The 20,412-nt window shown below is 54.0% G+C and carries 17 protein-coding genes; 11 read left to right on the forward strand and 6 right to left on the reverse strand.

Annotation, left to right across the window (positions count from 1 at the left end):
* Positions 1-3 precede the first annotated feature (3 nt).
* Entirely contained in the window at positions 4-459 is a 456-nt protein-coding gene (locus BN8_RS04290) for a response regulator (RefSeq protein ID WP_009280575.1), read from the reverse strand.
* Between the two features lie 344 nt (positions 460-803).
* Here BN8_RS04290 and BN8_RS04295 point away from each other — a divergent pair, with 344 nt between their 5' ends.
* From BN8_RS04295 to cphA, 6 genes are all read left to right on the forward strand, one after another.
* A complete protein-coding gene (locus BN8_RS04295) occupies positions 804-2,006 on the forward strand; it encodes a glycosyltransferase (protein WP_009280576.1) in 1,203 nt (400 codons plus the stop codon).
* Between the two features lie 4 nt (positions 2,007-2,010).
* Entirely contained in the window at positions 2,011-3,336 is a 1,326-nt protein-coding gene (locus BN8_RS04300; RefSeq protein ID WP_009280577.1) for a family 1 glycosylhydrolase, read from the forward strand.
* Between the two features lie 13 nt (positions 3,337-3,349).
* Complete coding sequence (locus BN8_RS04305; RefSeq protein ID WP_009280578.1) at positions 3,350-3,598, forward strand: hypothetical protein; 249 nt, start codon at positions 3,350-3,352, stop codon at positions 3,596-3,598.
* 222 nt (positions 3,599-3,820) lie between these two features.
* Positions 3,821-5,797 (forward strand): cytochrome c oxidase subunit I, encoded by a 1,977-nt coding sequence (locus tag BN8_RS04310; RefSeq protein WP_009280579.1) that lies wholly within the window; start codon positions 3,821-3,823, stop codon positions 5,795-5,797.
* Between the two features lie 144 nt (positions 5,798-5,941).
* Complete coding sequence (locus tag BN8_RS04315; RefSeq protein WP_009280580.1) at positions 5,942-6,697, forward strand: succinate dehydrogenase/fumarate reductase iron-sulfur subunit; 756 nt, start codon at positions 5,942-5,944, stop codon at positions 6,695-6,697.
* Between the two features lie 305 nt (positions 6,698-7,002).
* On the forward strand, positions 7,003-9,648 hold the full coding sequence (cphA, locus tag BN8_RS04320) for a cyanophycin synthetase (RefSeq protein ID WP_009280581.1): 2,646 nt from the start codon (positions 7,003-7,005) through the stop codon (positions 9,646-9,648).
* Positions 9,649-9,808: 160 nt separating this feature from the next.
* Here the strand turns inward: cphA and BN8_RS04325 are convergent, their stop codons facing one another.
* A complete protein-coding gene (locus BN8_RS04325; RefSeq protein ID WP_009280583.1) occupies positions 9,809-10,687 on the reverse strand; it encodes a cyanophycinase in 879 nt (292 codons plus the stop codon).
* A gap of 231 nt (positions 10,688-10,918) precedes the next feature.
* Between BN8_RS04325 and BN8_RS04330 the strand changes: the two genes are divergently transcribed.
* The gene (locus BN8_RS04330; RefSeq protein ID WP_229367681.1) at positions 10,919-11,386 is read left to right on the forward strand and encodes a response regulator; all 468 of its coding nucleotides are present in this window, start codon (positions 10,919-10,921) and stop codon (positions 11,384-11,386) included.
* A 142-nt stretch (positions 11,387-11,528) separates the two neighbouring features.
* Positions 11,529-12,368 (forward strand): cyanophycinase, encoded by an 840-nt coding sequence (locus BN8_RS04335; RefSeq protein WP_009280585.1) that lies wholly within the window; start codon positions 11,529-11,531, stop codon positions 12,366-12,368.
* Between the two features lie 73 nt (positions 12,369-12,441).
* Here BN8_RS04335 and BN8_RS04340 read toward each other — a convergent pair whose 3' ends face one another.
* The 4 genes from BN8_RS04340 to BN8_RS04355 form a co-directional block, all read right to left on the reverse strand.
* The gene (locus BN8_RS04340) at positions 12,442-13,326 is read right to left on the reverse strand and encodes an isoaspartyl peptidase/L-asparaginase family protein (RefSeq protein WP_009280586.1); all 885 of its coding nucleotides are present in this window, start codon (positions 13,324-13,326) and stop codon (positions 12,442-12,444) included.
* Positions 13,327-13,329: 3 nt separating this feature from the next.
* Positions 13,330-13,653 (reverse strand): hypothetical protein, encoded by a 324-nt coding sequence (locus tag BN8_RS04345; protein ID WP_009280587.1) that lies wholly within the window; start codon positions 13,651-13,653, stop codon positions 13,330-13,332.
* A gap of 78 nt (positions 13,654-13,731) precedes the next feature.
* Positions 13,732-14,595: a manganese catalase family protein gene (locus tag BN8_RS04350; protein WP_009280588.1), complete on the reverse strand. Its 864-nt coding sequence runs from the start codon at positions 14,593-14,595 to the stop codon at positions 13,732-13,734.
* A gap of 546 nt (positions 14,596-15,141) precedes the next feature.
* Positions 15,142-15,903 (reverse strand): phosphatidylinositol-specific phospholipase C/glycerophosphodiester phosphodiesterase family protein, encoded by a 762-nt coding sequence (locus BN8_RS04355; RefSeq protein WP_009280591.1) that lies wholly within the window; start codon positions 15,901-15,903, stop codon positions 15,142-15,144.
* A gap of 157 nt (positions 15,904-16,060) precedes the next feature.
* On the opposite strand from BN8_RS04355, the gene BN8_RS04360 reads away from it, so the two are divergent.
* From BN8_RS04360 to BN8_RS04370, 3 genes are all read left to right on the forward strand, one after another.
* Positions 16,061-17,227, forward strand: coding sequence for an outer membrane beta-barrel protein (locus BN8_RS04360; RefSeq protein ID WP_040005318.1), 1,167 nt, complete (start codon positions 16,061-16,063; stop codon positions 17,225-17,227).
* A gap of 95 nt (positions 17,228-17,322) precedes the next feature.
* Complete coding sequence (gene fabG / locus BN8_RS04365) at positions 17,323-18,069, forward strand: 3-oxoacyl-[acyl-carrier-protein] reductase (protein ID WP_009280593.1); 747 nt, start codon at positions 17,323-17,325, stop codon at positions 18,067-18,069.
* Between the two features lie 109 nt (positions 18,070-18,178).
* A complete protein-coding gene (locus BN8_RS04370; RefSeq protein ID WP_009280594.1) occupies positions 18,179-20,320 on the forward strand; it encodes a hypothetical protein in 2,142 nt (713 codons plus the stop codon).
* The last annotated feature ends 92 nt before the right edge of the window (positions 20,321-20,412 follow it).

Consider the following 20,412-nt stretch of genomic DNA (forward strand, 5'->3'; position numbering starts at 1 on the left):
GGCTCAAAAACTAAATCTCATTTTGGGCAGAGTGACTGTTTCCCACCAATATGAACGTAGTTTCTGAAAGTAGCTTACCCATTCTTCCTCATGAGTTGGTTTGACCAGGTACGATGAGATGCCCTTTTGGTAGGCCTCGGCAATATCGTCGCGCTGGTTTGAATAGCTAAGCATTACGATTGGTATCTGGTTGATGGGCGTTGGCATTTGCCTGATGTGTTCCAGTATGCGCCACCCGTTTTCACGGTTTGGTAAATACAGGTCCAGCAGAATGAGTGTTGGCAGGTCCCATTCCTGATAAAGACAACTATCCATGTAGGCAATGGCTTGCTGTTCGGTGGACATGTGGATCGCCGAAACCTCCGATAAGCAGGTTTTCATTGCTTTTTCAATAAAGAAACGGTGATCTGAGTTGTCTTCGATTACTAGTAATTTAGAGTTGCGAAAATTATTTTTCATAGTGTTGTGTACAAAGTTGTAAGGTCAAAAATACAACATTCTATAAATGTAGTAGATTAATTTTTTTATTGGTTTCGCCAATTGTCGCAATACGTAATGATCGTTACGGATAAATGTATTCACAATTACGTTCATTTTGTCGTGTTTCGTCTACGTTTCTATGCTTTTCAGGTGTATCGCATAGATTAACAGGTCTTTGTATGTTAACAAAGACCATTATCTAATTACTTCATTTGTTTTTAAACCGCCGTGAGTGGCCGTCATGTTATTTGCTGAAGGTTAGTTCGTTTTTCGGCGCTTTACTCATTGGGGAGTAAAACGAGTAAGCAACTCAACGTTCAGCTATGACATTTAGGAATGAATCGGCAAGTACTATTGGCTTATCGTCAAAGCGCGTCTCAGGATTATCAACAAATGGTAAGCAACAAACGTCAGGGGTGGTTGAGCACCTGCTTTGTTTCTCACACCTGCGCTGGAACTTTGTTTATCAACGACCACAGCACCTTTTGAGCCGGGCAAGTCGCCACTGGCAGATCTGGTTCATTGAAGAACCGGCATGGGGAACTGAGTATCGGCTGGAGATTAAGGCCGTTGATGATCGATTACGGGTGGTTGTTCCGCACCTGCCCCACGGTACCGAAGCGGAAACGGCCATTGAGCTGCAACGGCAGCTATTGGACGAACTGCTGCTTGGGGAGCGGATCAGTCGATACGTGGCCTGGTATTATACCCCAATGGCCTGTCTGTTCAGTAATCACCTGCGGCCGGAGCTGACGGTCTACGACTGCATGGACGAGCTGTCGGCGTTTGCAGGGGCGTCGCCGTTGCTGCTGGATCAGGAAAAGCAGCTCCTTCAGCAGGCCGACCTGGTGTTTACGGGGGGCTACAGCCTGTACGAAGCCAAGCAGAAGCGGCACCCACGCGTATTTGCCTTTCCCAGTTGCATTGATTTTGAGCATTTCAGGCCAGCCCGGCAATCGCTGCCTGACCCCGACGACCAGCGATCCGTCTCCGGTGTTCGCATTGGCTTTTGCGGGGTGATCGACGAACGGCTCGATCTGGCCTTGCTGGACGAATTGGCGCAGCGTCGACCGGACTGGCAGTTTATTCTGCTCGGACCCGTAGTGAAGATTTGCCCTGATTCGCTGCCCCGCCACCCGAACCTGCATTACCTCGGAATGAAAGACTATAACCAACTGCCGGCCTATTTCAGCAATTGGGACGTTGCCATGCTGCCCTTTGCGCTGAATACGGCTACCCGGTACATCAGCCCGACCAAAACTCCTGAATACCTCGCGGCCGGTTTGCCGGTGGTATCCACGCCCATCCGGGATGTGGTGCGTACGTATGGGGGCTGGGAGCGGGTAGGCATTGCCGATTCAGTTGAAGCATTCGAGAAAGCCATTGATCTTTTTGTCCGGAATAAACAGGGCGACGACTGGAAAGCGATCGATGCATTTCTGCGGGAGCAGTCGTGGGAAAATACGTGGGGGCAGATGCAGCGGCTCATGCAGGTAGAGTTGCAGGGTATCTTAACCGAGCAATAGTCTGATGAGCAACCGATTTATAGCCAGCCCCGACAGGCTACGGGACAGCCAGCCCCAGCTTGCTATGTGGAGCGGCATCGAATGCACCGTCAATCGGGTCGGTGATGTCTATCAGGATCAGGTCCTTCGAACCGGTCATCACCACCGTCACGAAGACATGGATTTCCTGACAAAGCTGGGTGCCGGAACTGTTCGCTACCCTGTGTTATGGGAACGAACGGCTCCGTACAAACCTGACGAACTGGACTGGCGCTGGTCCGACGAACGCCTGGCCCTACTGCGCGAGCGTTCGATCCGGCCCGTAGTGGGGTTGGTTCACCACGGCTGCGGACCGCGCTATGCTACGTTTGAGCGGTCGGCTTTTGAGCGGGAATTGCCCCGCTACGCCCGGCGCGTGGCGGAGCGATATCCGTGGGTGGAACTGTACACGCCCGTCAACGAACCGCTGACGACCGCCCGGTTTTCGGGCCTGTATGGTCATTGGTATCCGCATGCCAACTCGGACCGGCTATTCGTGGATCTGCTGCTACGCGAATGCCGGGCAACGGTCCGGGCTATGTATGAGATCCGGCACGTACAGCCCAACGCCCAACTGGTGCAGACCGACGATCTGGGCTATACGCATAGTACGTCCAGGCTGGCCTATCAGGCAGAGTTTGAAAACTATCGTCGGTGGCTGACCTGGGATTTGCTTTGTGGGTACGTAGTGCCCAGCCACCCGATGTGGTCGTATCTGCGCTGGGCCGGTGCATCGGAGCAGAACTTGTGGTTTCATGTCGAAAACCCCTGTCCACCTTCCATTATCGGTATCAACCATTACGTTACGAGCGAACGCTATCTGGACCATTCCCTCGATGGATATCCCGCTCACCTGCATGCCGGAAACGGTCAGGATATTTATGTCGATACCGAAGTTGTCCGGGCGGCACCCGGGCAGCGACTGGGCCTCAGCAAGCTGTTGTTGCAGGCCTGGCAACGGTACCAGATACCGCTGGTCGTTACCGAAGCGCACCTGGGTTGCACCGTCGATGAGCAGATGCGGTGGCTGGGCGAAACCTGGCAGCAGGCCCTGATGGCTCGTTGCGAAGGCGTCGATGTGCAGGCTGTAACCGCCTGGGCCGTGTTCGGGATGTACGACTGGCACTGTATGCTGACCCGCTGTGAGAAGCTCTACGAACCCGGGGTGTATTGCCTGCGGGACGGCAGGCCGGAGCCAACCGACCTGACCCGGATGGTGCAGCGACTGGCCGCCGGCGAATCCGTTGAGGCACTTGTGCCAAGAGGGCCTGGATGGTGGCAGGCGAAGCCATCGGTTTTGTGTATCGTTTAAGGTAGGGAAGCGTATGCCAATCAGCCTGTCTGAATTTGTACAGCTATCTAAACGGCTTCAGTGTGCGGTGTTGTATCAGGCAGGAATACCCCTGATGCCCCGGATGCGGGGGAAGGAGTACCTCATGCTGTACAGCCTGGGCAACTTCTACGTAGAGGCCAGCTGGTGGAAAGAGCATGAATTAAAATACATATACGCCTTCAAGAGTACGAGTGAACTGGCTCCCTACCTCGATAGTATCAACTGGCATGAGTTTGTTTAGAGATGCTGGCGACAGAAAATGGGATAATCAACAGGCAGAGACAGGCGCTCTGCCTGCTTCATTTTAGGCGGGGCCATTCCCTCATTTACGCCGTTTGTTTTGGGGCTCCTGCCCGTACTGAAAAGTTCCCTATTGAAATGACAGGCTAAGTAGGTATTTGCTTGGCCTGACTGAAACCTCTCCAACCGATTTTTTAGCAAAAACTACTCAACGTATAAGGCTATGTTTCTGACTGGTGTATTGATTATTGCCGCTGTTCTTATTGGGTGGGTGTCGACGGGGTATTCACAATTGCGATCAGGGCGTGGAAAGGAAGGAAGTCCGGATACCATCAACCCTGGCACGACGCCGGCTGAAGCCGAAGAGGGAAAACACGAACCGCATTCGATCATACGCAAATACATTTTCTCGGAAGATCACAAGACCATCGGCAAGCAGTACATGATCACGGGAATCTTCTGGGCTGTTGTCGGAACGACCTTGTCGTTGCTGTTTCGGATGCAGCTCGGTTTCCCGGACATGAGAATGGACTGGATGCGTCCGATTCTGGGCCGCTGGATTAACGAATCGGGTAAGCTTGATCCCGAATTCTACCTCGCTATGGTGACCATGCACGGCACGATCATGATCTTCTTCGTGCTGACGGCCGGGCTGAGCGGTACGTTTTCCAACTTTCTGATTCCGCTCCAGATCGGTGCCCGCGATATGGCTTCGGGCTTTCTCAACATGCTTTCGTACTGGTTCTTTTTCGTGGCCAGCTTAGTCATGTTTACGGCTTTGTTTCTGGAAACCGGTCCGCCGAACGGGGGCTGGACGGCCTATCCACCACTCAATGCCATCAAAGAGGCCGCTCAGGGCTCGGCGATGGGAATGACATACTGGATTGCCAGTATGGCACTGTTCATTATTTCCCAGTTGTTGGCGGGCATTAATTATATTACTACGGTGATCAACCTCCGGACGCGCGGGATGTCATTCAGCAAATTGCCGCTCACGGTCTGGGCGTTTTTCCTGACGGCTGTTCTGGGGCTGTTGTCCTTTCCCGTCTTATTTTCGGCGGTATTACTGTTGCTGTTCGACCGGGAGTTTGGTACTAGTTTCTACCTTTCTGATCTCTACATCGCTGGCGAGGCCTTGCCGAATCTGGGGGGGAACCCGATCGTCTACCAACACCTGTTCTGGTTCCTGGGCCACCCGGAGGTGTACATTGTGTTGCTGCCTGCGTTGGGCATTACGTCGGAAATCTTCGCTGTACATTGCCGCAAACCCATTTTTGGCTACCGGGCTATGGTCGCATCCATGATAGGCATTACGTTCCTGGCCTTTCTGGTGTGGGGGCACCATATGTTCGTGTCAGGTATGAACCCGTTTCTGGGGTCAATATTCATGTTCCTCACCCTGATTATCGCTGTGCCTTCAGCGGTAAAAGTTTTTAACTACCTGACAACTTTGTGGAAGGGTAATATTCATTTTACCCCTCAGATGCTGTTTTCGATCGGCCTGGTGTCATTTTTCATTACAGGGGGCCTAACGGGCTTGATATTAGGAAACAGTGTAATTGATATCCACCTCCACGATACTTACTTCGTGGTGGCACACTTCCATTTTGTGATGGGGGGCGTATCGTCGTTTGGTTTCCTGGCCGGTATCTATCACTGGTACCCCAAAATGTTTGGCCGGATGATGAACCCAACGCTGGGGCACATTCACTTCTGGGGTCTGTTCATTGGTATCTACCTGTTGTTTTTTCCCATGCATTACATGGGCATAGCTGGCTTTCCGCGTCGATACTATGCGTTCACCAGTTACGATTTCATGAAGGATGTGTTCGGCGACATGAACAGGTTTATAACGCTGGCGGCTATTCTGGTGCATACGGCTAACGTTACGTTCCTGTTCAATTTCTTCTACAGCATGTTCTACGGCAAAAAAGCGCCACAGAACCCCTGGAAGGCTAATACGCTGGAATGGACGTCGCCCATCAAACTTATGCACGGCAACTGGCCAGGCGAGATTCCGGCTGTGTATCGCTGGCCATATGACTACAGCAAGCCGGGAGCCAAGGAGGATTTCATTCCTCAGAACGTACCGTATTCGCAGACACCGGAGTCGAACCTGCCCCACGAGAACGAACTGATTCCGTTGGAAACGCAGATCGAGCGGCAGAATCTCAACGATCAGTTCAAGCAACCGCACTGAACATGGTCCGCGAAGGGCTTTCGGTTGCCCTAAGTCGCGGGAGGTCACTCATTGCTGCCACGAAGCAACAGGAGAATGATCTCCCGCGACACCAACTGATAACGTAACGACTATCTGATAATACATCCTTATTCCTGACCTTCTATGAATTTCACCCTGAAAGTCTGGCGGCAGAAAAACACCAGTGCGCCCGGGAAGCTGGTTGACTACAAAATGACGAATATCTCGCCGGACATCTCGTTTCTGGAGATGTTTGACGTACTGAACGGTGAACTGACCAAAAAAGGCGAAGAAATCATTGCCTTTGACCATGATTGCCGCGAGGGCATCTGTGGCTCCTGCGCCATGTACATCAACGGTCGCCCGCATGGTCCGCAGACCGGCGCGGCTACGTGTCTGCTGCATATGCGGTCGTTCAACGATGGAGACACGATTATTGTGGAGCCCTGGCGAGCCAGAGCCTTCCCGATCGTGAAAGATTTGATGACTGACCGCACGGCTTTTGACCGGATCATACAGGCAGGCGGCTACATCTCAGTCAATACTGGCTCGGCCCCCGATGCGAACGAAACACTCATTCCACGCGGTACTATCGAAGAAACCATGGATGCTGCGGCTTGTATTGCCTGCGGGGCCTGCGTAGCCGCCTGCAAGAATGCATCGGCCATGCTGTACGTCGGGGCGCAGGTGTCGCGGTTTGCCTTATTGCCGCAGGGGCAGCCGGAGCGTCGGGAACGGGCGCAGCGGATGGTGGCCCAGATGGACGCCGAAGGGTTCGGTGCCTGTTCGTTTACGGGGGCCTGCGCCGTAGAGTGCCCCGCTTCGGTATCGATTGAAAACATTGTTCGCCTGAACCGCGAGTACCTTGGTGCCCGGCTGACATCGAAAAACCTGGAATGAACAGATGCGGGCCATTTAGAAAGTTTTAATTATTTATTGGGAAAGTTATACTATTTTTATTCTACGTTATGAATATCGGTTCCGAAACAGGGGGCCATTCGCTAAAAGGCTAAATAATCCGGCAAAACAAGTAAAACGGTTTATCGTTGAGTAAGCGGTATTACACAAAATTATAGGTATAAACTTCACAGATAATCTATGACCATGCGCTGCCTGTTATAACCGGGTATGCCAATCGTCTGTCAACCTTAACAATCAGCGAACGTACCGCTACTACGTTCTGCTACCTTATCTGCTCAACAGCTATGAAAATTCTGGAAATTCGTACCCTACGCGGACCAAACTATTGGTCGATCAGGTACCCTAATCTTGTTGTTATGAAGCTGGACCTGGAGCAGCTCGAAGACTACCCGACCAATCGGATTACGGGTTTCTACGAGCGGCTTCAGCAATTGATCCCGAGCCTCTACAGCCACCAGTGCTCCGAAGGGCGACCGGGTGGATTTTTCTTCCGCGTCAAATCGGGTACGTGGATGGGCCACGTCATCGAACACATCGCCCTGGAACTTCAGTCGCTGGCTGGTATGGAATGCGGCTTTGGTCGAACCCGTGGTACCGGCGATCCGGGCGTCTATAATGTTGTGATAGCTTACCAGCAGGAGCGGGCGGGCATCTACGCAGCCCAGTGCGCCGTAGCTATTGCCGAAGCGCTGATTGAAGGGGAGTCCTACGATCTTCAGCACGATCTGGAAGAACTGCGCCGGATCAATGAAACCGACAGACTTGGCCCCAGTACGTCGGCCATTGTGGAGGCCTGTCTCCGTAAGGGTATTCCGTACGTACGGCTGGATAATGACTCCTACGTTCAACTGGGGTATGGTGCGCAGCAAAAGCGGATCAACACTACCGCTACGTGGCAGACGAGTATGATTGCGGCCGATCTGGCCGGCGATAAGAACGAAACCAAACGCATTCTGGAAGATGCCAGCATTCCGGTGCCTTTCGGCGATGTCATTGAGTCGGAACGCGACCTGGAAGCCGTTCTCCGGCGTATCGATTTTCCAGTGGTGGTGAAACCACTGGACGGTAACCACGGCCGGGGCGTAACAACCAATATCCAGAGCGCCCAGGAGCTGTTCACGGCCTTTGTGCGGGCGAAACGCCACTCGTCGAAAGTGATTGTCGAGCAGTTTGCGAAAGGCAAGGATTACCGCCTGCTGATCATTGACTATAAGTTTGTGGCGGCTGCCGAGCGGGTGCCGGCGCAGGTAATCGGCGACGGTAAATCAACCATCACCGAACTGGTGGAACTGGCGAACAAAGACCCCCGACGCGGGGATGGCCACCTCAATCTGCTCACAAAAATAAGGCTGGACGAGTGCAGCCTGGACTATCTGACCGCGCGTGGTCTGACTCCGGAATCAATACTTCCGGAAGGGGAGGAGTGCAGCCTGAAGCGGACGGCGAACCTGAGTACGGGCGGAACGTCGGTGGACGTAACGGACATTGTACATCCCGAAATTGCCTTCATGGCTGAGCGGGCCGCCCGCGCCATTGGGCTGGACATCTGCGGTATCGACCTCATTGCGGAAGACATTACGCGTCCGCTGAAAGCATCCGGTGCTACGGTAATTGAGGTGAATGCGTGTCCTGGCTTCCGTATGCACACGCACCCGTCGGAGGGGAAGCCGCGCGATGTGGGTAATAGTGTTGCTGAAATGCTGTTTCCCAACGATGCAAACGGGCGTATCCCCATTATCGCCGTTACGGGAACTAACGGCAAAACAACCACGACCCGACTGTCGGCTCACATTGTTCGGCAAACGGGGACCCGGGTCGGTTATACCACTACGGATGGTATCTACATCGGTGATTACATGATCGAGCAGGGCGACACCACCGGCCCCATCAGTGCGTGTAAGGTGCTGAAGGATGCGTCGGTTGAATTTGCGGTGCTGGAGTGCGCCCGGGGCGGTATGCTGCGCTCCGGACTGGCGTTTGACCAGTGCGATGTTGGTGTTGTGACCAACGTAGCGGCTGATCACCTCGGTCTGCACGGCATCCGGACCGTAGAGGACATGGCCAAAGTAAAAGCGGTGATCCCCGAAGCGGTAAAGAAAGATGGCTATGCCGTGTTGAACGCCGACAATGAATACACCTACCAGATGCGCGAACGAATCAGTTCGAAGCTGGCGCTGTTCAGTATGGACCCTAACAGCGACCGGATTCTGCGGCACGTTCGGGAGGGTGGTCTGGCGGCTGTTTACGACGAAGGCTACATCACCATCCTGGATGGTCCGGAGCGGATGCGTGTGGAGCACGTAAACGACATCCCGCTGACGTTTGGCGGTACCGCTACGTTTATGATCGAAAATATTCTGGCTGCCACGCTGGCTACGTACGCCAGCCAAATATCGGTCAGCCGGATTGCGCAGGGGCTGCGGACGTTCATCCCGTCGTTCGAGAATACGCCGGGCCGGATGAATCTGTTTCAATTTAACGAGTTCTCGGTACTGGTCGACTACGCCCACAATCCGCACGGTTTGTCGGCGCTCGGTGCGTATATCAATCAGGTCGACGCGAGCTGTAAGATCGGCGTGCTGACCGGTGTCGGCGACCGGCGGGATGAAGATATCTTCGAACTGGGGCGCATCGCTGCCGGGCTCTTCGACAGGGTTATCATTCGGCTGGACGAGGACTACCGGGGCCGGAATCCGGAGGAGATCGTGACCCTGGTCAGTCGGGGAATCCAGGCCATCGAGCCCGATAAGGCCATTGAGTTCATACCCGAAGAACTAAAGGCGCTGGATTACGCCATTCGCCATGCTGAGTCGGGGTGCCTGATCGTTCATTTGACCGAAAAAGTCAGCAAGTCGGTGGAGATCATCCAGGCTTTCAAAGAGCTGGATGAGAAATACGGCCGAACGATGCCGATCGAAGCCAAGGCGTGACGGTACGGCCAGAGTGAGTCTTAGGCACTACTTATCATGTCGAAAAGCCGCTTACAGGTTAACCTGGAGCGGCTTTTTCTACGGTCAGTTCATTGTCAGTTTACCGCTGCTGACCGGGCAAATTCATCAGTCCTGATACGTATCCAGTTCTATTGGCTCATTAGCTCCTTTGACTCGCTTTTAACGGCTCGGTCGTAAACCTTCGCTCGTTAATGCGGTAACCCGCGCCGTTGGCCAGGATATGAATGCGTAAGTTATTGACGTATACGGGTTCCAGTTCAGGGATTTCGTAGTAGTTCGTCTGCTCCACTTCATCGGCTTCGACAATGAAAACCCCGCCCGACCCAATCGCTTTCAATTGGTTGCCACGTGTGATAACAACCCCCGTATCCACGCACAGGCCAATACCTACCAGACCCGGATTGCGGAGCAGGGCTTCGGTCAGACGAGGCAGACGGCCCCGCTGCATGAAATGGGTATCAATTACGGCAGACGGTAGTAAGGAAAGCCCTTTTTCGGTTTCAATGAGCCCTTTGATCAGTGACTCTGCGCTTTTCCCTTCTTTGATGGCCAGTTTTGACATGGCGGCTGCTCCGGCGCTGGTACCGGCAATAACGAAGCCATCGTCGTTGTGGTAGCGGTCATGAACGCATTGAAGAAGCCGGGAGTCCTGCAACGTTTCGATCAGCTTTGTCTGGTCTCCGCCGGTAAACAATACCCCGTCTGCTTTCTCGATTCGCCTGATGTTTTCAGCTTTGTCGGCTTCTTCCGGCGACTCGAAATACAGGACGTGTACGTTCTTACAACCCAGCCGCCCGAACGCATCCAGGTAACTTTTACCCATCTCCTGCGGCATTTCAGATGCGGCAGGAATAACTTCTATGCGCGACTCGGGGCCTTTGACTTCGCGTAAGAATTCTTCAAGTATGCCCGATTCGAAAAAGTTATTTTGCCGTAGCTCACTCGACGTAGCATCCGTGCCTGGACCCTTGGCTTCACCTCCGCCAATTGGTATCAATTTGCCTTTCGGTGCTGACATAAAACGTATTGTTGATGGTCTGAAATGCAATCGTAATTCAGGCCATTTGGTTATCCTGAACGACAAATAATTATCGTTGTAACCAGGCAAAAGTGGAAACAGACAGGTATCCGTACGGTTTCTGAGGCAAAGGAGCTTTCGTGGTCAAAACAGGTCTGTTGTCAGAGTAAGTATAGGCGTATCTTTGTTGACTTTTAGGTAGGCGTAAGCCATTACTTCACTTTATTCCTCGTGCAGCTTTCTACTAACCATACGACCCAAAGCAGGGCGCGTAAAGCGTATATGCTGGTGGTTGATGATAACCCCGATGATGAGGCCCTGATGCAGCGGCTGGCCCGTCGGCAATTGCCCGATGTGCAGACCTACAGCGTCAATTCGGTTGCGCAGGCACTGGCTTATCTCGACAGTTGCACGGTACATGAACTCCCCCGACTCATCTTGATGGACCTCTACCTGCCCCGGCGGGAAGATGGCTGGCAACTACTGCAACTACTGAAAACTCACCCGCTTCGGCATCGACTTCCGGTGATTGTGGTGAGTAGTTCCGACGAACAGGAAGATATAGGCCGGAGCTATGAGCTGGGGGCCAATTCGTTCATCACCAAACCGAGTTGTCGGGCAGAGTGGCAGGTGTATTTTGAGTCGCTCCGACAATACTGGTGGGATACGGTCACTGTTCCACCGTATCGTCCCTTCTAAAAACGGCTACAAGGTAGGCCGCCTATGGTCGCGCAGGAAGGTTCGGCTCCGGAGGGATATCGGCTGACGAACTTTAGCCTGGCAGCCTTAACCTATGCGCTTCGGGATTAGTTTTACCGATAGTACCACTTAAGCGGCCGTTATGACCATTCACGGGACACTCATTGCGATTGGAGGAAACGAAGACAAAGGCATTAAGAAAAAAACGCTGCACGTTCAGGACACACCCCACGATTTTGTGACATCAGGTATTCTGTACCGTGTACTCACCGAAACAAACAACCCGGATGCACCCATCGAAGTAATCACTACGGCGTCCAGCATTCCCGATAAAGTAGGAAAAGACTATGTGAAAGCGTTCCGGAAACTGGGCCATAAGAAAGTGAAGGTGATGCACGTAGCGTCGCCCCAAGAAGCCGACGATAAAAAAGTGCTGGATCGGATCGCGAAAGCAGGCTGCGTTATGTTTTCGGGGGGCGATCAGCTCAAACTAACGACGGTTTTCCGCGATACCCTGTTTGCTCAGCTCATTCACGAGCGGTACGTCAACGATCATTTCATTATTGCCGGCACCAGCGCCGGGGCCATGGCCATGTCGGACCTGATGATCTACCCCAGTCTGCGCAAGAAAGGCCTGACACCCGAAGTGCGGCTGTTTCCAGGGCTTTGTCTGGTTCACGAGGTAATTATCGACACCCATTTTCTGGTACGTGGACGCTTCCGGCGGCTGGCTGTGGCCGTAGCCAATAATCCAACCCACATCGGGATTGGTCTGGAAGAGGATACGGGCGTAATCATCCGGAACGGCAATCAGCTCGAAACCATCGGCTCGGGGCTGGTAACGATCATCGACGGCCGGAGCCTTCAGGATGCGAACCTGACCGTAGCACAGGAGAAGCACGACATTTTTATTGAAAATATGCTTGTGCACGTGCTCATCCACGGCAATAATTTCACCCTCCGAAACAAAACGTTTTCGTAAATCCCTGTCCTGGCCAGGCTCCTGTCTGGCCATTTTACTAACTTCCAGGGTCAGGCAGGAGCCTGGCCAGGACTTAGAAAACACTGATTTCGCCGTCGCCTGCTTCGTTGCGCCAACCCCGGAACATACAGGACGAATTGAAGGGCATCGCCACCTCACCGGCGCGGTTCAGGGCAATCAGGCCACCTTCGCCACCAAGATGTTTGAGTTTGTTGAACACAACCCGCTCGCAGGCTTCGGGCAGCGACGAGCCACCGTATTCGATCAGGCAGGAAACATCGTAGGCTGCTACGCTCCGGATCATAAACTCTCCGTCGCCGGTGCAGGATACGGCGCAGGTCGCGTTGTTGGCATACGTGCCGGCTCCAACGATCGGACTGTCGCCTACCCGGCCGGATTTTTGTCCAGTCAGGCCACCTGTCGACGTAGCTGCGGCCAGATTGCCGTGTCGATCCAGTGCCACCGCGCCAACAGTGCCCATGCTTTTCGTTGCCAGCTCTTGCTTCAGTTCATCGTAGCTGTTTTGTGAAAAGAAGTAGTCGTCGGATTCGAACGGTAGCCCCTGTTCGCTGGCAAACGTTTCAGCGCCGTCGCCGATCAGAAACACGTGCTCAGATTTATCCAGGATGGTCCGGGCGAGGGCGATGGGGTTACGGATGTTCCTGACCCCGGTGGTAGCACCGGCTTCCAGGGTTTGCCCATCCATGATTGCGGCTTCCATTTCGTGGGTTTCCCTCAGGGTGAAAGCCGCTCCTTTTCCGGCGTTAAACAACTCGTTATTCTCCAGGGCAATTACCGCCTGCTCAACAGCCTCAAGGGCAGTACCACCGTTGACCAGTACGTCGTAGCCGGCGTTCAGGGCCACCGTAAGCCCTTGTCGGTACGTCTGTTCCTGTTCGGGGGTAATGTCTGCGGACGTAAGGGATTTAGCCCCACCGTGTACGGCGATAACGAACATAGATTATACGTCGTCGTCGTTGAAGCCGGTGCCGCTCGTCACCGTGCCGCCACTTGTCCAGAGACCGCCACCCCGTTCACCGCCGTTTTTGGTGTTTTCGCCACTGGGGCCATCGTCGGGTACGTTCCGGTTGGGTGTGTTCTCGGGATCATAGTTGTCGGCGTGGCTGCCCGGATACAGTACCTTGCCCGGTTTATCAGGATCGGGGCTTTCGGAATAGGATGAGTCGACAGGCTGCTCGTCTTCAGGGTATTCTTTATGGGAGTCGCGGTTGATACCGGTCTCGTCCGGGTCGGGCGACAGTTGATACCTGTAAGTCCAGATCATAATGGTATGTATGCAAAGCCCACCTCCCGGCAAACATCCAGGTTCTAAGGGAGGTGGGGAACTCAACAAGGAATTAATCTATACTTTCTCGCCGGCATGCTGAAGCTGTTCAACCTGCGCGTGGCCTTCGGCGGCTGGTGGTCCCAGTTTTGGCTCCTGACCGTACGGCTTCGCTTTTTCTTCGCGGAACTGCGACTTGCCATCGATTGACTGACCCTGAGTCCAGCGCCGATTCTGCCCGATCGATGGTTCGTCCGGATCAATGTTGGTGTTGACAAAGACGTAACTGAACTCCTTGGCCTCTTTATCCTGCGGGAAGCTGTTCGGGATCGGGTGTACGTTGCGCATATCGCCGTGGCCCAGTTCTTCCAGTACGGCCAGCCACTGGTTCTGGTGCATCGTATCGCGGGCAATCAGAAACGACAGCATATCTTTCATACCGGCATCGTCGGTCAGTTCATACAGCCGCGTAGCCAGTGCCCGGCCGGTCGATTCGGCCATCACGTTGGCGTACATATCGGCAGCAATGTTTCCGGAGCTTACTACCCACGATCCGTTGAAGGGCACGCCGTTCGCATCGGCGGCCATCGCGCCCAGACCCCCCGACAAAAAATGGCGCGGGTCCATACCGCCCATTACTTCCTTCATCATGGTGTTATTACCGATGATCTCATCGACCAGGCCGCTCGATGCGCCTTCGAGGTTCATCGCTACGGCCGTTACCAGCAGTTCAACATGGGCCATTTCTTCCGTGCCCGTATCCAGCAGCATATCCCGGTACCGCTGCGGACCACGGGAATTCCAGGCCTGAAACAGATACTGAAGGCAAACCCGAATCTCACCTTCAATTCCACCAATGGCTTGCTGTAGCGCCCGGGCGAACTGCGGATTCGGCTTTTCGACCCGCACCTTGTACTGGAGTTTTTTGTCGTGATAGAACATAGATTTAATAGATTTATTGACTCTGGTTTAAGTGGTTTTCAGCCGGCTTTTGTTTCGTTTTTTTTGCTGTTTTTTTCGAACGGTCTGCCGTTGCTCAATAGCGATAACCACTCCTTTCAGTACGATCACCGCAGCTAGAAGCCCCAGTAACGTGTTCAAAATGAGCATTAGTAACCCTTCCACGCGTAATCAAACTCAAGTAAAAAACAGGTAGTACGTGTCGCCACTTCGTTCGTCTTGCGGACAAAGTCTACCCGGCCAACAGTATAGTCGGCCAGGCAGCTTTGCGGCTATTACTACACACTATTATCCCTGGCACTCGTTCACAATGTCCGGTTCATGAACACAATTACAGCATTACGCTGAGGTGAATCATGCTCATTCATTGCCCAGGTAATCGTTTAACAGATAAGCGTGAAATAGGAGGGAGATCGTATTGGAATTAGTGAGGCAATGGGGAGGTGCCGCCCGCCCGACGTTTGTTCAGGGGCGGTTGCCACATAGCGGTGGGATGGGGTTTCTGGGACTGATGCAGGTTCAGCCCGGCTACCGCATGGCCTGTACGGCTTCGGCAACTTTGTCGGTATTGATGATGTCGACGCCCAGTCTTTTAAGTTGTTTCCAGGCGTTGGGCGTATCAGGAATGGCCCAGAACCGGATGGGTTTACCGTCGTTGTGGGCCCGTTTGATGACCCGCTTCAGTTTGGCCCGGTCTTCGTCAGAAATGTTCCCGTTGCCGTCCCAGCGCGAATAGCTGTGGAAACTATCGCTGACAAGCGCTACGTGCTTCAGAGTCTGGGTGTCGTAAATCTCGTTAGGGCGACCGTCGAACTGGATAAATGCCGGGTAGTCAACGAAGTTTTCCACTTTGGGCCGGTTGCCGCTGATGATCACCTGAACGGCCAGTGGATTGACCTGTCGGTTGAAGCAAACCATATTCTCCTGTAATAACGCAATCAGTTTGGGCAGTACGGCAACTGCTTCGTCTTTGACATCGATCATCAGCGCAAACGTGTAGTCGCGATCAGGGCTGACGCGGTCTTTGTACTGCTGAAACCGCCGGACGATGGGTTTCAGATACAGCGAATCGAGAGTAGGGGCGGTGGCCACCTGGTTTTTGTCATGCGCAACCACGAGCACACCATCCCGCAGCCACACATCGGCTTCGATGAAGTCGGCCCGCTGTTCATACGCGTTCACAAACGGCTGGGCCTGCGCGTAGTCGTTATGGGCGTGAATTTTCTGGCCGTAAGCGACGGGAATGGCCAGCCAGATCGAAACCAAAAGAACAGGTATGAAGCGCAGCATAACAAACGTCAAGGTGCAGTGAGTGCCGGAAAGTTACTCAACTGTTTTGACTTGTGCTGATTTTGCCGACATTTCATTAACAAAATTAAGCGATGTTACATATGTTGACGTGCTGAAAAATGATACATTGCTCCGCCGAAATTATAGTATCAACCTTATGAAAAAACAGCTATTCACAGGCGCCCTTTTGCTTTGGGGTGGCACACTTCACGCGCAGATTGAGAAGGGAAATGGGATTCTGAGCGGAACAGTTTCCATAAACTACAGCCAAACCGAATCAACCCTTGAGCCAGTAAAACGCTGGCAGCCTGCCGCTAATCTAACGGTTGGCCGGTTCGTAGCCGACAACTGGCTGGCTGGGTTGTCGGTCGGAGCCACTACGTCATTCGCTACCGAAAGTCAGCTTGTGTTAGGCAGGCAGTTTACGAACCGGAATAATACGCTGACCGTAACGACGACGCCGTTCGTGCGCCGGTACTGGAAATTTACGACCGGCTACGTGTTTGCGGGAGCTGGTTTGGCCGTAGCCGTCAGCGGTTCCCGGCAGACGGGCGTTGAGTCGAGCGGAGCACAGGTGAATTCAATTGATAACCGCAACCGTAGTGTAAATGTCAGCCCTCGTCTGGAAGCTGGATTAAACTATTTTTTCACCAACCGGCTAGCTCTCCAGCTTGCGGCCAGCACTAACTCCATACCGTTCAACACCGCTGGACTTGACGCCGGACTGGTGTACTGGACAGGACCCGGGCGGAAGGCCAGTCCGCAACGGGAGCGGACTAATCCACAGACCGATGCTGGGCGTTGGCTGGTAGAAGGCAGCTTTTCGGTAAACAACCAGTCGGCCGATCAGTACCAGACTACCATCCGCCAAACGTCGCGAGTCTCCAGCACAACGTATTCGATTAGCCCGTCGGTTGGTTATTTTATCGGGAAGAATAAGCTGCTTGGGGTCAGTTTACCACTGTCGTGGAGTTCGTTCCGCTCGGAACTGCTCGATGAGACGGGTCATGTCTGGTCAGTGGGTGTTTCACCTTACTACCAGCAGTACTGGACATCAACGCGGCTTACGCCCTTCACACGCGTGAATGCCTCATATACGTACCTGAAATTCGATGTCGACAATGACGTAGATGATCTCAGTAGCTACGGAGCCGGTGTGAGCGTGGGACTGGCCTACATGGCCGGGCAGCGGTTCATCATCGAAACCTCGCTGGGCAATGCCTCCGTAAACGTTGTGGATACGAACGGGCCGAACAAGGCGTGGAATGCCAGTATAACCGCTGGCCTGACGGGTAATTTTGCCATACGGTATGTCTTTAAGTAGCGGTGGGCTACCTTGTCGTTTGGCCCTAAACCGCTATTTTTGGCCTGATTGTATGTTATAACCACCCGCCGTATCAGTCGGGCTTCATTTACCACATGGATTTAGTAAAAGGAAAAGTAGCGTTGATTACGGGCGCATCGCGCGGCATCGGCCGGGCCATTGCCCAACGGTTTGCGCAGGAAGGTGCCGCCGTAGCGTTTACCTATCTGTCGAGCGTCGAAAAAGGCCAGGCCCTGGAAGAAGAACTTCGGGCTTTCGGAGGGCAGTTGAAAGGGTATCGTTCCGATGCCTCCGACCACAAAGCCGCCGAGGACCTCGTGAATCAGGTCGTTGCTGATTTCGGGAAACTCGATATTCTGATCAACAACGCCGGTATCACGAAAGATGGTTTGCTGATGCGGATGTCGGAGGAACAATGGGACGCCGTAATTAACGTTAATCTAAAGTCGGTCTTTAACCTGACGAAAGCGGCCATCAAGCCGATGATGAAAGCGAAATCCGGTTCGATTATTAACCTGACCTCGGTAGTGGGGCTGCGCGGTAATGCCGGGCAGGCTAACTACGCGGCATCGAAGGCGGGTATCATCGGGTTTACCAAGTCGGTCGCGCTCGAACTGGGCTCGCGGAATATTCGCTCAAACGCAATTGCGCCGGGCTTTATTGAAACCGAAATGACCGGCGAATTGAATGAAAAAGCACTGGAAGACTGGAAGCAGGCCATCCCGATGAAACGCGGGGGGCAACCCGACGAGGTGGCCGATTGCGCCGTCTTCCTGGCATCCGACCTCTCGCGCTACATCACCGGACAGGTGCTGCAGGTCGACGGGGGAATGTTAACGTAAAAAAGGAGGAAAGGGAGGAGAGGGAAGAAAGGGAGAAAAGGGATAGATGCTGGCGCAAGTCATTCCCCTTTCTCCCCTTCCTCCCTCCTCCCTTTCCTCCCCCTAACTTATGAACGTCATTTTCCAATCCTCCCCCTGGTGGATTCTGGTTTGTTTGCTGGTGGGGGCGGCTTATGCGGCCCTGATGTACCAACGGCTTCCGCTGTTACGGCCGTCGCGGGTCGGTGGCAGTACGTCCGGAACGGTCGGTGGATTCGATCGAACTACTACTTACGCCCTGGCGGCTTTGCGATTTGTTGTCGTGAGCCTGATTTGCTTCCTGCTGCTGAATCCGCTGATCCGGAGCATCCGGACGCTGACCGAAAAGCCGAAGGTGGTGCTGGCCGTCGATAACTCCGAGTCGGTCGTCGCGGCCGGCCGACCAACCCTGAACCGGTCACTGGAAGCGCTGCAAACAATTCGGCAGCAACTGGCAGATAAAGGACTGGAAGTGTCGGTACGGACGCTGGGCGATACGGTAACCGACGCCGATCTGACGCAGATTCCATTTACCCGCCGAAGCACCGACCTCTCAGGATTGCTGGCCGGTATCCGCTCCGATTACGAGGGCCGCAACCTGACCGACGTGGTGCTGGTCTCCGACGGTATTTTCAACCAGGGGTTGTCGCCGACGTTCGGGCAGTACCCGTTTGCCGTGCAGACGGTTGGGCTGGGCGATACGGTGCCCAAGCGGGACGTGCAGCTCAAAGCCGTGATCGCTAACCGCATTGCCTACCTCGGCAACCAGTTTCCAATTCAGGCCGAGGTGGTCAGCAACGGTTTTCAGGGCGGAACGGCCACGGTGGTGCTCCGGCAGAACGGGCGGGAACTAGGTCGGCAAACCGCTAACCTGAACCGAAATCAGGGATTCAGTCAGGTGACGTTCCAGACCACAGCCGCACAGAAGGGCGTTCAGCACTACGTGGTGGAGGTGCTGCCGCAGCCGGGCGAGTTCAGTACCCGCAACAACCGGCAGGATGTGTACCTCGATGTGATCGACGGTAAGGAGAAAGTGCTGCTGCTGGCCCTGACACCTCACCCCGATGTGAAAGCGATCCGGAGCATCCTCGAAAAAAATCAGAATTACGAAGTGGATGTTCGCGTGCTGACCGGCGCTACGGATGCAGCCGCGGCTACGGTACCTACCGATAAAACCTACGATTTGATCATTACCCACCAGATTCCCGACAACGGAGGGATTGGAAGTCCGGTGTTGCAGCGTTTGTTCGCGAAAAACACACCGGTGCTGTTTGTACTGGGTAACCAGTCGTCGCTCGGGCCGTTCAATACGTCAAATCCGGTTATGCAGGTAACGGCTCAGCCGAATCAGAGCGACAAGGTTGTTGGCCATTTCAACCCCGACTTCAGGCAGTTGAACTTAGACCCGACCCGGATGGAAATGCTGGAGAAGTTCCCCCCAATGCTGGTACCATACGGCGAATTCAAACTGCAACCGGGCAGCGAAGTGGTTCTCTGGCAGCAGGTCGGTAACGTCCGCACGACCAAGCCGCTGCTGGCGGTTAACGTAACGGGTCCGCGCAAAGCGGCCGTGCTGGCCGGTGAGGGTATATGGGGCTGGCGACTGGAAGAGTACGCCTTGACAGACAAGCAGGAGGTCATGGACGAACTGATGCAGAAGGTTATTCAGTTGATTTCGGTGAAGGAAGACCGGCGCAAGCTACGTGTGTATCCCGTTCGGAATGAGTTCATCGCCGGTGAGAAGGTGGTGTTTGAAACCGAACTTTACAACGACATTTACGAACGGCTGTATGATCGGCCGGTGCGGCTCGAAATCACCGACGAAAAGGGCCTGACGCGTTCGTATAACTATACGCCAACGCAGGCTAATACCCGCTTCGAGATCAGCCGCCTGCCCGAAGGTGCGTATCGCTACCGGGCTACTACGTCGGTGAACAACCGTACGGAGCAGTCGGCGGGGCAGTTCATTGTGCGTGATCTGCAACTCGAAGCGCTCAACACCACCGCCGACCACGGTCTGCTTCGGCAGTTGTCGGGGCAGACGGGGGGGCGTTTCTACACGACGGCTCAGGTCGATAACCTGGTGACGGATTTAACGTCCCGGTCGCGCCCGGCCCGGCTCAGCAGCACCGAAGAGATGGACGAGATCATCAACTGGCGCTGGCTGTTCTTCGTCGTACTGACGCTGGCCGCCATTGAATGGGGGCTGCGAAAGTTCTACGGCGGCTATTAAGATTCCAGTTGCATTTAGGTACTAGGCTTTACCCCAAGCCCCTTCAGGGGTTTGGGGTGAACACGCAAAAGCTACTATGAAGTAATAGTAAG

This window comes from Fibrisoma limi BUZ 3, assembly GCF_000296815.2.
In the GTDB taxonomy this organism is placed as follows: domain Bacteria; phylum Bacteroidota; class Bacteroidia; order Cytophagales; family Spirosomataceae; genus Fibrisoma; species Fibrisoma limi.

Excerpts from the sequence above, each read along its gene's own strand:
- BN8_RS04300 (WP_009280577.1), top strand. The coding sequence starts at position 2,011 with ATGAGCAACCGATTTATAGCCAGCCCCGACAGGCTACGGGACAGCCAG.
- BN8_RS04340 (WP_009280586.1), bottom strand. The coding sequence starts at position 13,326 with ATGTTCGTTATCGCCGTACACGGTGGGGCTAAATCCCTTACGTCCGCA.
- BN8_RS04305 (WP_009280578.1), top strand. The coding sequence starts at position 3,350 with ATGCCAATCAGCCTGTCTGAATTTGTACAGCTATCTAAACGGCTTCAG.
- BN8_RS04295 (WP_009280576.1), top strand. The coding sequence starts at position 804 with ATGACATTTAGGAATGAATCGGCAAGTACTATTGGCTTATCGTCAAAG.
- BN8_RS04360 (WP_040005318.1), top strand. The coding sequence starts at position 16,061 with ATGAAAAAACAGCTATTCACAGGCGCCCTTTTGCTTTGGGGTGGCACA.
- BN8_RS04325 (WP_009280583.1), bottom strand. The coding sequence starts at position 10,687 with ATGTCAGCACCGAAAGGCAAATTGATACCAATTGGCGGAGGTGAAGCC.
- BN8_RS04345 (WP_009280587.1), bottom strand. The coding sequence starts at position 13,653 with ATGATCTGGACTTACAGGTATCAACTGTCGCCCGACCCGGACGAGACC.
- BN8_RS04310 (WP_009280579.1), top strand. The coding sequence starts at position 3,821 with ATGTTTCTGACTGGTGTATTGATTATTGCCGCTGTTCTTATTGGGTGG.
- BN8_RS04335 (WP_009280585.1), top strand. The coding sequence starts at position 11,529 with ATGACCATTCACGGGACACTCATTGCGATTGGAGGAAACGAAGACAAA.
- BN8_RS04290 (WP_009280575.1), bottom strand. The coding sequence starts at position 459 with ATGAAAAATAATTTTCGCAACTCTAAATTACTAGTAATCGAAGACAAC.
- fabG (WP_009280593.1), top strand. The coding sequence starts at position 17,323 with ATGGATTTAGTAAAAGGAAAAGTAGCGTTGATTACGGGCGCATCGCGC.
- BN8_RS04370 (WP_009280594.1), top strand. The coding sequence starts at position 18,179 with ATGAACGTCATTTTCCAATCCTCCCCCTGGTGGATTCTGGTTTGTTTG.
- BN8_RS04315 (WP_009280580.1), top strand. The coding sequence starts at position 5,942 with ATGAATTTCACCCTGAAAGTCTGGCGGCAGAAAAACACCAGTGCGCCC.
- BN8_RS04350 (WP_009280588.1), bottom strand. The coding sequence starts at position 14,595 with ATGTTCTATCACGACAAAAAACTCCAGTACAAGGTGCGGGTCGAAAAG.
- BN8_RS04355 (WP_009280591.1), bottom strand. The coding sequence starts at position 15,903 with ATGCTGCGCTTCATACCTGTTCTTTTGGTTTCGATCTGGCTGGCCATT.
- cphA (WP_009280581.1), top strand. The coding sequence starts at position 7,003 with ATGAAAATTCTGGAAATTCGTACCCTACGCGGACCAAACTATTGGTCG.